General features: G+C 43.9%; 14 protein-coding genes and 1 pseudogene. All 15 read left to right on the forward strand.

The genetic code is table 11. The features are described from left to right. Nucleotides 1-121: 121 nt before the first annotated feature. Nucleotides 122-193 (forward strand): annotated as a pseudogene (locus ROSEINA2194_RS23910) (DUF2804 family protein); the annotation flags it as partial. Next, a complete protein-coding gene (locus ROSEINA2194_RS08755) occupies nucleotides 168-1,226 on the forward strand; it encodes a DUF2804 domain-containing protein (protein WP_007885820.1) in 1,059 nt (352 codons plus the stop codon). The pseudogene ROSEINA2194_RS23910 and the gene ROSEINA2194_RS08755, both read left to right, overlap by 26 nt. Nucleotides 1,227-1,392: 166 nt before the next feature. Further along, nucleotides 1,393-1,803 carry an AAA family ATPase gene (locus ROSEINA2194_RS22960; RefSeq protein ID WP_321576005.1) on the forward strand — a complete coding sequence of 137 codons (411 nt, stop codon included), beginning with the start codon at nucleotides 1,393-1,395 and terminating at the stop codon, nucleotides 1,801-1,803. After that, on the forward strand, nucleotides 1,794-2,039 hold the full coding sequence (locus ROSEINA2194_RS24055) for a DUF4143 domain-containing protein (protein ID WP_007885831.1): 246 nt from the start codon (nucleotides 1,794-1,796) through the stop codon (nucleotides 2,037-2,039). The genes ROSEINA2194_RS22960 and ROSEINA2194_RS24055 overlap by 10 nt, the downstream gene beginning before the upstream one ends. A 62-nt stretch (nucleotides 2,040-2,101) precedes the next feature. Continuing rightward, complete coding sequence (locus ROSEINA2194_RS08770; protein WP_044927531.1) at nucleotides 2,102-3,049, forward strand: GTP-binding protein; 948 nt, start codon at nucleotides 2,102-2,104, stop codon at nucleotides 3,047-3,049. Nucleotides 3,050-3,199: 150 nt separating this feature from the next. Further along, the gene (locus ROSEINA2194_RS08775; protein ID WP_044927547.1) at nucleotides 3,200-4,108 is read left to right on the forward strand and encodes a NifB/NifX family molybdenum-iron cluster-binding protein; all 909 of its coding nucleotides are present in this window, start codon (nucleotides 3,200-3,202) and stop codon (nucleotides 4,106-4,108) included. A gap of 1 nt (nucleotide 4,109) precedes the next feature. Further along, entirely contained in the window at nucleotides 4,110-4,805 is a 696-nt protein-coding gene (locus ROSEINA2194_RS08780) for a LytR/AlgR family response regulator transcription factor (protein ID WP_007885834.1), read from the forward strand. 52 nt (nucleotides 4,806-4,857) lie between these two features. Further along, the gene (locus ROSEINA2194_RS08785; protein ID WP_007885837.1) at nucleotides 4,858-5,520 is read left to right on the forward strand and encodes a sensor histidine kinase; all 663 of its coding nucleotides are present in this window, start codon (nucleotides 4,858-4,860) and stop codon (nucleotides 5,518-5,520) included. A 107-nt stretch (nucleotides 5,521-5,627) separates the two neighbouring features. Next, on the forward strand, nucleotides 5,628-6,071 hold the full coding sequence (locus ROSEINA2194_RS19705; protein ID WP_007885839.1) for a hypothetical protein: 444 nt from the start codon (nucleotides 5,628-5,630) through the stop codon (nucleotides 6,069-6,071). 56 nt (nucleotides 6,072-6,127) lie between these two features. Continuing rightward, entirely contained in the window at nucleotides 6,128-7,456 is a 1,329-nt protein-coding gene (locus ROSEINA2194_RS08790; protein WP_172727079.1) for an ABC transporter ATP-binding protein, read from the forward strand. Next, a complete protein-coding gene (locus ROSEINA2194_RS22000) occupies nucleotides 7,437-8,597 on the forward strand; it encodes a hypothetical protein (protein ID WP_049887990.1) in 1,161 nt (386 codons plus the stop codon). Before ROSEINA2194_RS08790 ends, ROSEINA2194_RS22000 begins: the two co-directional genes overlap by 20 nt. Further along, on the forward strand, nucleotides 8,543-9,283 hold the full coding sequence (locus tag ROSEINA2194_RS22005) for an ABC transporter ATP-binding protein (RefSeq protein ID WP_252832571.1): 741 nt from the start codon (nucleotides 8,543-8,545) through the stop codon (nucleotides 9,281-9,283). The genes ROSEINA2194_RS22000 and ROSEINA2194_RS22005 overlap by 55 nt, the downstream gene beginning before the upstream one ends. Before the next feature lie 94 nt (nucleotides 9,284-9,377). Beyond that, the gene (locus ROSEINA2194_RS20370; RefSeq protein ID WP_007885843.1) at nucleotides 9,378-10,397 is read left to right on the forward strand and encodes an NUDIX domain-containing protein; all 1,020 of its coding nucleotides are present in this window, start codon (nucleotides 9,378-9,380) and stop codon (nucleotides 10,395-10,397) included. Between the two features lie 125 nt (nucleotides 10,398-10,522). After that, nucleotides 10,523-10,777, forward strand: coding sequence for a hypothetical protein (locus tag ROSEINA2194_RS08805; RefSeq protein ID WP_007885844.1), 255 nt, complete (start codon nucleotides 10,523-10,525; stop codon nucleotides 10,775-10,777). Between the two features lie 69 nt (nucleotides 10,778-10,846). After that, entirely contained in the window at nucleotides 10,847-11,632 is a 786-nt protein-coding gene (locus ROSEINA2194_RS08810) for an SDR family oxidoreductase (RefSeq protein ID WP_007885845.1), read from the forward strand. Nucleotides 11,633-11,838 lie beyond the last annotated feature (206 nt).

Consider the following 11,838-nt stretch of genomic DNA (forward strand, 5'->3'; position numbering starts at 1 on the left):
TGAAAAATCCAAGGTTTCAGCCGAAAAATTATGATATTTACACTTCTTGAAGAGAAAATCCTTATGTGTTATGGTTGAGATATAGCACATACGGATTTTTGGTAGAAATGGGGGAATGCATATGTCAGCAAGAAATCACGAAGTAACAGCAAAGCAGCAGTTATTAGATGCAAATGGCAATATCGCAGAGCCGGGCTGGTCGAGGAGCCAGCTGCAGCAGTATTCCAGAACACAGATCAAAAGCACTGAAGTTTCTGATCAAAGAGTGGGATTACTATCTTGTGGTCGGAGACGACTGTGCAGTTGCATTTACGCTTTCGGATGATGGGTATGTGGGGTTACAGTCAGTGTCGCTGCTTGATTTTTCCGGGAAGCCGTGGGAGCATACAGAGACAGTCTTAGATGCATTTCCAATGGGAAAATTGCAAATGCCGACAAATTCTTCAGAGGGCGATATTGTTTATGAGAAGAAGAATTTGCGGTTAAAATATGTATTAGAAAAAAATCCTGAAAATCTATCAGAAAGAAGTGTAGTAGGGAAATCAATAGCTGGAAAAGAAAAAACAGGAAGAAATATTATAATACGTCATATTATCTGTGAGTTTGATAACTTCTATCAGGGCAAGCCATTCTCCTGCGACATCCGGTTGCAGCAGCCCCAAATGGATACGATGGTTATCGCAACACCGTGGGACAAAAAAGGAAGATTCTATTATAACCAGAAAATCAATTGTATGCGCGCGGAAGGTTTTGCAGAATATAATGGAAAGCGGTACGAATTTCATCCGGAAAAACATTTCGGAACGCTCGACTGGGGACGAGGTGTGTGGACATATGATAACACTTGGTACTGGGGTTCCGGGAACTGCGATGTAGATGGACATGCATTTGGGTTTAATATCGGCTATGGATTCGGAAATACGAAAGCAGCTTCGGAAAACGTGATCTTCTATGACGGCGTGGCACACAAAATCGATGATGTGACTTTTGTGATCCCGGAGGATGATTATTGCAAGCCGTGGAAATTCACTTCCAGTGACGGAAGATTTGAGATGGATTTTATGCCGCTTCTGGACAGATCCGCATGTCTGGATTATAAACTGATCGTATCTGACCAGCATCAGGTGTTTGGACGGATGAGTGGAACCACAGTGCTGGATGATGGAACGAAAGTTGAGATTAAGGATGTTTTATGTTTTGCGGAGAAGGTGCACAACCGGTATTAAATGTAAAAAAATACATTTATTCATATGAAAAGTGTAATATAATATACTAAAACACACGAATGCAAGGGCGATGCATATATGAAATGAAAAATAACGGATAAATTATGTGAATGGAAAAAGCAGACAAAGGGGCGCATGCCACTTTTGATCTATGGGGCAAGACAGGTTGGAAAAATATTATCAAGTAAAAATTGTGCCGGAAGAAACTCTTATCATTTTTGATGAAATACAGATGTGTGAGAGGGCATTGACATCTTTTAAATATTTTGCGGAAGAGGCACCAGAGTATCATGTAATGGTAGCTGGAAGTTTATTAAGAGTAGCTGTAAATCGTGAAAAATACTCATTCCCGGTAGGAAAAGTACAAATGTTGGCAATGTATCCAATGGATTTGGAAGAGGTGTTGTGGGCAAAGGGAAAACAAATACTTTCAGATACCATCCGGGAACATTATAATAGTAATGTACCATTAGAGGATGCACTTCATGAGGAGGCTATGCAGGAATTTGAACAAATGCATGAAGTGCACACAGGGATTTTATACAGTTGTTGCATATCAGGATTTAAGTGCATTTAAACTATATTATAGCGATATGGGAATCAGATAATACAGCAGAAGTGGATTTTCTGATACAAAAAGAAAATCATGTAATTCCGGTGGAATGTAAAGCAGGAAATCATGTAAAAGCAAAAAGTATGATGGTTTACATGGAAAAATATGCGCCTGCATACGCAATCAGAATTTCAGCAAGAAATTTCGGTATGGTGCAGGGAATAAAATCTGTCCCACTATATAGTGTATTCTGTATTTAATGCAATTCTGACAGAAGTTTTTGAAAGAAAATAACCTGATGGGGAGTAGAGAGGCGGTAGCGATGGTAAAAATAGACTTAATCACAGGCTTCTTAGGAGCTGGAAAAACAACCTTTTTGAAAAAATATGCAGAATATCTCATTGCCAAAGGACAGAACATCGGAATCCTTGAGAACGATTTTGGAGCCGTGAATGTTGATATGATGCTGTTACAGGATCTGATGGGAGACAACTGCGAGTTGGAAATGGTTTCCGGTGGCTGTGATGCGGACTGTCACAGAAGACGTTTTAAGACAAAACTGATTGCAATGGGAATGTGTGGCTATGACCGTGTCATAGTAGAGCCATCTGGTATTTTTGATGTGGACGAATTTTTTGATGCGCTGAGGGAAGAACCGTTAGACCGCTGGTATGAGGTGGGAAATGTGATTGCGATTGTGGATGCAAATCTGGAAGAGCATTTATCTGAGGAGGCAGAATATATTCTGGCTTCGGAGGTGGCGAATGCAGGAGAGATTATCTTAAGTCATGCGGATGAAGTGTCAGCGGAGCAGGCAGACACCACGGTCGCACACCTAAACCGTGCATTGGAACAGATAAAGTGTCCGCGCAGGGTGGACAAAGAGGTGCTGCGCAAAAGCACACTGGATCTGAATGAAGAAGATTTCAACCGGCTGATTAGCTGCGGCTATCAGATGGAGAGCTACCGCAAACTGGATATGGAAGAGAAAAAAGGGTTTGAATCTGTCTATTTTATGAATGTGAAAATGACGGAGGAACAGTTAAAGACTACTGTGGGAAAACTGATGAATGACAGGGAATGCGGCGAGGTATTCCGTGTAAAAGGTTTTTTGCAGAAGGAGGATAGAAGCTGGATACAGCTGAATGCAACGCATAATGGAATTACCATGAACCCGATCGAGAAGGGGCAGGAAGTGATCATTGTGATCGGGGAAGAGTTAAAGGAGCAGGCTATTAAAAATTACTTTTTGAAGCAGGATAATTTATGATTGGAACGAGCTATGGATCCACAGTAATGATATTTTAGCGCCGACAGGAAGCGTGAGGCTGGCAGGTTGCCAGAAGCAGATGCATCCGTTATAATAAAAAGAGTGGCTTGTCAGTTATTTATAATTAAGAAAGAGAAGGGAAAAGAAAGTATGAAAATTGCAGTAACTTATGATAACGGAGAGGTTTTTCAGCATTTTGGAAGAACAGAGAATTTTAAAGTGTATGAAATAGAGGATAATAAAGTGATCTCTAGTGAGGTGATCAGTTCTAACGGAGTAGGACATGGCGCACTTGCCGGAGTACTTGCCGACAGGAACGTGAAGGCGTTGATTTGCGGAGGAATCGGTGGCGGTGCGATCAATGCCCTTACAGAGGCGGGGATTGAAGTTTGCTCAGGTGCATCCGGAGATACTGACAAAGCAGTCGAAGATTACTTAAATGGAAAACTTATAGATGCAGGACAGACCTGTGACCACCATGGGGAGGGACATACCTGTGGAGATCATGAAGAGGGACATGGATGCGGACATCATGATGCAGAGGAAAATCACAGTTGCGGATGCGGTTCCCATGAAGGAACAGAGAGCGGAGAAGGCTGTGGATGCGGCTGTGGAGAACGCAGCAAGATCGAGGGAGCAAATGTAGGAAAGACATTAAAAGTCCACTATACAGGAACCTTTAACGATGGAACAAAATTCGACTCATCTTATGACCGTGGTGAGCCATTAGAGTTCGTGTGCGGAGCCGGTATGATCATAAAAGGATTCGACAGTGCAGTGGCAGATATGGAGATCGGACAGATCAAAGACATCCACCTGATGCCGGAAGAAGCATACGGTCTGCCTGATCCAAATGCAATCTTTCATGTGGAGATCAGCCAGCTGCCGGGTGCAGAAGAACTGGAAGAAGGACAGCAGGTTTACCTTCAGAATGAGATGGGACAGCCATTCCCGGTTACGGTTGTGGCAAAGGAAGCCGGAATTATTACGTTTGATGCAAATCATGAGATGGCAGGAAAAGAATTGAATTTCAAGATCGAACTTGTGGAAATCTGCTAATATGACATATCAAATAGCAATTTGTGACGACGAGGAAAAACAGAGAGCGTATATCAAAAGTCTGGTGGAGGGATGGCTCCGCCAGACTTTTCATCATACAAAAATTCAGGAATATGCAAGCAGCGAACAGTTTTTATTTGAACAGGCATATGACAGGACGCAGATTTTGTTTCTTGATATCGAGATGGAGAAAATGGACGGTATCGCACTTGCAAGGGAAATCCGCAAACACAACCGCCAGATGCAGATCATCTTTGTGACTGGGTACATGGAGTACATTCAGGAAGGTTACGATGTGGAGGCACTTCACTATCTGTTAAAACCCGTGTCGCAGGAGAAAATAGACAGTGTTTTAGATCGGGCGGTAGAGCGTTTGAAGACAGCGGATGCCGTGCTTCTCGTCGAAAGTGGCGGAGAAGTTCTTAGGCTTCCACTCAAGGAGATCCGTTTTATCGAATCAAACCGGAATTATAATATCATCCATGCGGATAATGATTACGAGGTGCGTGGCACTTTGTCAGAGCTGGAAGCAAAACTGGATGAAGCATTTGTCCGCGTGGGGCGGTCATATCTGGTGAATCTCAATTATGTGAGACGTATTGGCAAGACGGAGCTGATTTTGAACACCGGGGAGAAACTTCTGGTTCCAAGAGGAAGCTATAAGAAGCTGAATGAGGCGTTTATAAAATATTTTTAAGATACGTGAAAAATTGAAATAAAAGAATAATTGCCCGAGGAGATAAAAAACAATGTCCCTGCTATCCAAATACATTAACAGACAATTAGCCGCCTACCAGAGCGAGTTAGTTCAGACTCACTATCAGGAGGTGGAGAACATGTACCGTCAGATCCGTGGCTGGCGTCATGATTACCGGAATCATATCCAGGTACTCAAAAGTTATGCGAAAGACGGTGACTTAGCGCAGATCAGCAAATATCTTGATGAGTTAGACGAGGATCTGTCTACCGTAGATACCGTGATCAAGACCGGAAACAAAATGACCGATGCCATTTTAAACAGTAAGATCTCTCTGGCAAAAGCAAAGCATATCCCGGTTGTGGCGGATGCACATGTACCGGTTGCCTTAAAAACATCGGAGATGGATCTCTGCATTATTATTGGAAACCTCTTCGACAACGCCATTGAGGCGAGTCTGCAATTGCCCGAAGAGAAGCGGATGATCCGCATCTACATGGATATGAAAAATACCCAGCTTTACATGTCGTTCACCAATTTTACCGCAACGAAAAAACAGAAAAAAATCAGTGGCAGATTTCACACCACAAAAGGACAGGGACACGGATTCGGGCTTGTTCGTATCGATGATATTGTGGAGCGTTATGGTGGCTATCTAAGCCGCAACAGCGAAGACGGAGCTTTCACAACGGAGATTTTGCTGCCACAGGAATAATACAATTCGTCCCAGAAAAGATGCAGTTCGTCCCTGAAACATGCATCTTTTTTTCTTTGTACTATAGTAAAGACTGTTAGAAATTTCACATTCACGGAGGAACCACAATGAATAACCACAAATCAGAATACGGCGTCATCCAAACGATCAGGTTCATGATCCGGCAGGCGGTAAAAGAAGCTCCGGCTGTGCTGGTATGGCTGGTTGTAGACGCAATTTTGGCACTTATATTACAGCTGCTCGAATTATACGTGACACCGGTATTACTGCGCGATATTGAGGAGCAGATCGCATTGAAAGAGTTAGTGACAACTATCCTGTTCTTTTCAAGTGGAATCCTGTTGCTTACCGGACTGAAAGAATACATAAACAATGCAACCTATCAGGGAAAGATAGAAATCCGCATGTCACTTTGCAAAGCAATCACGGAAAAAATTGGCGCAACATCTTACTGTAACCTTGGAAAAAAGATTTTCAGGAAAAGAAAGAGCGCACGAACCAGGCAACCAGCAGCAACAGCAGTGCAACGGAGATTATATGGATACAGTTAAATCAGCTTGTGTTCTGTATTTTGGGATTCCTTGCGTACCTGTTTGTCATGAAAAGGATGAATGTGCTTATTCTGGCAGTCACAATCCTTGCAGCAGTTGTCAGTTATCTGGCGGCACAGAGGTCTGTGGTATGGCTGCAGAACAACAGGGCAGAAAATGACCATGCGCGGCAATGCATGTGGTATCTGAGAGGTGAGGCGTGGAGTCCGGTCTCTGCAAAAGATATCCGGATTCTTCATATGAAGGAATGGCTGTTAAAAACGATGAAGCAGAATTATGAGATATTCATGCATTTTGAAAGGGCATTGGGAAACCATCATTTTATGGCAGATTGTGTGAACATTTTTTCTGCACTGATCAGGAATGGAGTTGCGTATGCCTATCTGATCGGACAGGTGCTTGCAGGAAATATGGATGCCCCACAGTTTATCTTATATTTTTCCGCGGTGAGCGGTTTTACAAGCTGGGTGCAGGGAATCATGGAAAATGTGGCACAGATCAGGCAGTCAGGTGTTGGGATTTCTGACGTGATGGAACTGATCTCCTACGAGGAGCCGTACCGGTTTGAAGATGGGGAGCCGCTTCCAAAGAATGCAGCAGGACAGTATGAGCTTCGATTGGAAAATGTGAGTTTCCGGTATCCTGGGGCATCAGAGGATACGTTACACAACTTAAATCTTACGATACAAAATGGGGAAAAGCTCGCGGTTGTGGGAAGAAATGGAGCTGGAAAATCAACACTGGTGAAGCTTTTGTGTGGATTTTTTGACCCGACAGATGGGTGTGTGCTCTTAAATGGCGAGGATATCCGAAAATATAACCGAAAAGAGTATTACAGACTATTTTCCGCAGTCTTTCAGGATTTTTCCATTCTGCCGGGAACAATCGCAGAAAATGTGGCACAGTGCGTGGATGAGATTGATTTTTCTCGCGTGAAGGCGGCAGTAAAGGATGCAGGTCTGGAAGAAAACATTGAAAGACTGTCAGAGAAATATGAGACAAAACTGGGGCGGAAGGTTCATCTGGATGCATACGAGCTTTCCGGAGGCGAGACACAGAGACTCATGCTTGCAAGGGCACTCTACCGAAATGCTCCGGTGATCGTGCTGGATGAGCCGACGGCGGCATTAGATCCGATCGCAGAGAGCGATCTCTACGAGAGATATCATGAATTGACAAAGGGTTCCACTTCTATTTATGTGTCGCACCGTCTTGCGTCCACAAGGTTCTGTGACCGCATTATTTTAATCGGAGCAGGTGGGATTGCGGAGATGGGAACGCATGAGGAACTCATGGAAGCAGGAAAAGAATATGCACATCTGTATGAGGTGCAGAGCAGGTATTACACGGAAGGAGGAATGGAAGATGCTGCATTCGATGCGTGAGACAATTGGGATGAATAAAAGGGCAATCGGAATCTGGTGGAGAGAGTCGCCGGGAATGTTAGTGGAGCTGATTTTCTACGTGATTACCGGTGCAGTGCTTCCTTATGCCGGGATCTATTTTTCGGCACAGATCATTACGGAACTGGCAGGAGCGAAAAATCCGGTTGTTCTACGCAATCTGGTACTGCTCTTACTCGGAATCGAGAGCTTGTTGGGACTGATTTACCATTATTTTAAGAACCGTTACACAGTAGAACGGAACCGCATGTTAGAAAAATTAAGATACATTTTGAGTGAAAAAATGTTGTCACTGGATTTTGAAAAAGTGGATGATGCCGTCATTCAGGATAAAGTATTACAGATTGAACAAATTAACCGGTGGAGCAGATTTGGGCTGTGTATGGTTGTCTTTACTCTGGAAAGGATGCTGCAGGCAATTGCCGGTATTGCCGGAGCATTGATGCTCACTGTGAGTTTTTTTCAGGCAAAAGCGGTGAAAAGCGCGTTTCTGTGGATGAACAGCCCTCTTTTTGCGATTGTGTTTCTTGCTGGAATACTGGGATTTACGACTTTGGCATCGAGAATTGTGGAACGGGCACAGAACATGATTGCAGAGCTTTCGGAGCGTGCAACTTTTGGAAATCGTGTCTGGAGTTTCATGGCAGGTATGGCAGGAGAACGGGAACGGGAGCAGGATATCCGTGTTTATGAGCAGATCCCGGCTGCTATGGGACTTTATGAGAAAAATAAAGTCTGGGGAATCGGAACCGAGATGGATCGTCTGGAAAAAGGAAAAGTAGGAGTTCTGGCAGCGGCTGCAAATATGACAGAACGGCTCTGCAGTGGTCTGGTGTATCTGCTTGTCTGTCTGAAGGCATACGGAGGTGCATTTGGAATCGGTGCTGTGACACAGTATATCGGTGCGGTGACGGCTTTAAGCCATAATCTGGAGGAATTTTTGGGTGCAATTGGTGAAGTGAATACAAACCGGGAATTTTTAAAGAAAACCTTTGATTTTCTGGATACACCGAATGATATGTATCAGGGAAGCCTTACCGTGGAAAAAGAAATGACTGTCAGTACGAAGTGGAATTTAAGGATGTCAGCTTCTGCTATCCAGGCACAGACAGAAAAGTGTTAGACCATGTCAATCTGAAATTCCGTATCGGGGAAAAATTAGCAATCGTTGGGGAGAACGGTTCTGGAAAATCAACGTTTATCAAGCTTTTGTGCCGTCTTTACGATCCGACAGAAGGCGAGATCCTGTTAAATGGAATCAACATTAAGAAATACAAGTATAAGGAATATATGTCTGTATTCTCGGTTGTCTTTCAGGATTTTAAACTATTTGCCCTTCCACTAGGTCAGAATGTGGCGGCATCTACAGAGTATGATGCAGACAAGGTGCAGGAATGCTTGAAGCTTGCTGGCTTTGATGTACATTCCGACCGGATGAAAAAGGGGTTGGACACCTGGCTTTACAAGGATTGTGATGCTGACGGAGTGAACATCTCCGGTGGCGAGGAACAGAAGATCGCACTTGCAAGGGCACTGTACCAGAACGCGGCATTCCTGATCTTAGATGAACCGACTGCCGCCTTAGACCCGATCGCGGAAGCAGAGGTGTACAGCAGTTTCAATGAGATCGTAGGAGACCGGACAGCGGTTTACATAAGCCACAGGCTTTCTTCCTGCCGGTTCTGCGATGAGATTGTTGTCTTTGACCGGGGCAGGATCGTGCAGCAGGGCACACACGAGGAACTCGTGGAACAGACGAACTGCAAATACTATGAACTCTGGAGCGCACAGGCAAAATACTATGCGTAAGCAATGAGCAGTGCTCACAGCGTATAGGTTGCAATATCCCCTGGTTTAGTGATAAGCTAAAATTAAATGAAAAGAGACAGGGGTATTTTCACAGATGAACAAATTAACAACCTTATGTTATATCGAAAAAGATAACAAATATCTGATGCTTCACCGGATCAAAAAGGAAAATGACATTAATCATGATAAATGGATCGGTGTCGGAGGAAAATTTGAGTGGGGAGAAAGCCCGGAAGAATGCATGTTAAGGGAAGTCTGGGAGGAAACCGGTTATACCCTGACTTCCTGGCAATATCGTGGTATTATAACTTTTGTTCTGGGGGAAGATACCGTAGAATACATGTCACTTTTTACAGCAGATGGATTCGAGGGAACACCAATCGACTGCAACGAAGGTGTGCTGGAATGGGTAGAAAAAGACCAGATTCCGGAATTGAATCTCTGGGAAGGCGACCGGATTTTCTTCCGTCTGTTAGAGGAGCAGAAGGAGTTCTTTTCTTTAAAGCTTGTATACAATAAGCAGGATATTCTGGAGCAGGCAGTTCTGGATGCAAAAGAGTTGGAGCTTTTCGATATTTTAAATGAGGATGGAAGTAAAACAGGCGTAGTAAAAGAACGCGGTGTGGCACATCGTGAAGGCGCACTGCACGGAACTGTTCATATCTGGATCGTGCGGGAAAATGATAAGAGCGGATATGATGTACTGCTTCAGAAGCGGAGCGATAACAAGGATTCGTACCCCGGCTGCTATGATATCTCTTCTGCCGGGCATATCAGTGCCGGAGATGGGGTCATGGAGAGTGCACTGCGGGAGTTTGAGGAGGAACTGGGATTGTCTGCACAGCCGGAGCAGCTGGAACTATTCGGAACAACACTCGTGAAGTTTGGGACAACTTTTGCTGGAAAAATATTCCGGGATAATGAGTTCAGTAATGATTTTGTATACAGACAGCCGGTGGATATTGGTAAACTGAAACTGCAAGAGTCGGAAGTCGCAGAAGTCTGCTGGATGGATTATGAGGAGTGCAGGGAAAAGATTGCAGATGTGGAAATACCGAACTGCATTAATCCGGAAGAGTTTGAGAAACTGGGAAGTTATCTGGGAATCTGCTAGAAAGATGGTATGCATAGTGCCGATAAAATCTGATACACCATCATTGGTGATGCAAAACTTTTTTTCATTAATCTCCCTGAAATAAATAATTTGAAGAGGAAATCCTTATGTGTTATCGTTGATGTATGACACATGAGGATTTTTTATGTAAGCAGAATAACGAACGACACACGGGGATGGCGGTTGCGGCAGAGAAAGGGTTGGATACGGTGCTGGCTTTCTGGTCAGCGGAAGAGGCAGATTATCTGGAATATTTTGTGACAGAAGCACAAAAAAGAAATATTTACACACCATATGATCTGACGGAATTAGAACATGATGAGTATGAAGAAAAATGGAATGGGTTCTGCGATGCATATTTTGCACAGGGCGATGAGTGATATTATGTGAGGAGGAAAATCAAGACTTTGAGTTGAAGATGCATTAAAAAGAATGAGGAGGAAAACAGAATGAAAATATTAATTACCGGAGCACGCGGATTTGTGGGTGCACGCCTGATGAAAGAGTTAGAAGGAGCAATCGCGGCTCCGTCCATTCAGGGAATGAACGAAGAACAGATCAAGCGGATTGTGGAGGAGAGCGAAGCAGATGTGATCATCCACACTGCCGCAATCTCGGATGTGGGAACTTGCGAGAAAACCCCGGAGGCTTCCTATCATGCAAATGTACTTCTTCCGGTTTATCTGGCAAACTCATCAGACGGAAGAAAGCTGATCTGTTTCAGTTCTGATCAGGTGTACCGTGGCTGCGAGAGTGACGGACAATATCGGGAAGATGAGGCGAAGCCTGCGAATATCTACGGAGCGCATAAACTGGAAATGGAACAGCGGGTATTGGACAGACAGCCGGATTCTGTGATGCTGCGGGCGGAATGGATGTATGATTATATTTCACCGAGAGGCAATTATTTATTGAATGTCCTTAATGCAGAAGAGACGCTTACCTTTGGAAAGCAGTACCGCGGGATCACTTATCTGCGTGAGGTGTGCGAGAATATGGAACGTGTGATAAAACTTCCAGGTGGCATTTATAATTTTGGCAGTGAGACAACTCAGTCCATGTATGAAATCACAAAAGAATTTTTGCGTATCACCGGAAGCAGGCAGCAAGTACAAGAAGGTTCTGCGGTGCATAATCTTTGGATGGACTGTGGCAAGGCAGCGGAGCATGGAGTCGTGTTCAGTGGTGTGATGGATGGGTTGAAACGGTGCCTGGGAGACTATGGGTTGATATAATACGTTTAGCAAACTACATATGACGTAATTAACTTTGAAGTAAATTACTTTCAAGTTAATTTTTTGTTAAATCTGAAAATGATTCTCTTTTTGCTATAAAATACCGCAAACAAGCGCATCGCAACCATCAGTTGACAAATTGACGGGGCGGCTTTCTGGTGTGTAATGGTAAAAAATGATAGTTTTTTCTTATGGACAGACGCTCA

Source organism: Roseburia inulinivorans DSM 16841 (genome assembly GCF_000174195.1).
Taxonomy (GTDB): domain Bacteria; phylum Bacillota; class Clostridia; order Lachnospirales; family Lachnospiraceae; genus Roseburia; species Roseburia inulinivorans.

Coding starts and splice junctions, on each gene's coding strand:
- ROSEINA2194_RS08755 (WP_007885820.1), top strand. CDS start 168: ATGCAAATGGCAATATCGCAGAGCCGGGCTGGTCGAGGAGCCAGCTGC.
- ROSEINA2194_RS08770 (WP_044927531.1), top strand. CDS start 2,102: ATGGTAAAAATAGACTTAATCACAGGCTTCTTAGGAGCTGGAAAAACA.
- ROSEINA2194_RS08775 (WP_044927547.1), top strand. CDS start 3,200: ATGAAAATTGCAGTAACTTATGATAACGGAGAGGTTTTTCAGCATTTT.
- ROSEINA2194_RS08780 (WP_007885834.1), top strand. CDS start 4,110: ATGACATATCAAATAGCAATTTGTGACGACGAGGAAAAACAGAGAGCG.
- ROSEINA2194_RS08785 (WP_007885837.1), top strand. CDS start 4,858: ATGTCCCTGCTATCCAAATACATTAACAGACAATTAGCCGCCTACCAG.
- ROSEINA2194_RS19705 (WP_007885839.1), top strand. CDS start 5,628: ATGAATAACCACAAATCAGAATACGGCGTCATCCAAACGATCAGGTTC.
- ROSEINA2194_RS08790 (WP_172727079.1), top strand. CDS start 6,128: ATGAATGTGCTTATTCTGGCAGTCACAATCCTTGCAGCAGTTGTCAGT.
- ROSEINA2194_RS22000 (WP_049887990.1), top strand. CDS start 7,437: ATGCTGCATTCGATGCGTGAGACAATTGGGATGAATAAAAGGGCAATC.
- ROSEINA2194_RS20370 (WP_007885843.1), top strand. CDS start 9,378: ATGAACAAATTAACAACCTTATGTTATATCGAAAAAGATAACAAATAT.
- ROSEINA2194_RS08805 (WP_007885844.1), top strand. CDS start 10,523: ATGACACATGAGGATTTTTTATGTAAGCAGAATAACGAACGACACACG.
- ROSEINA2194_RS08810 (WP_007885845.1), top strand. CDS start 10,847: ATGAAAATATTAATTACCGGAGCACGCGGATTTGTGGGTGCACGCCTG.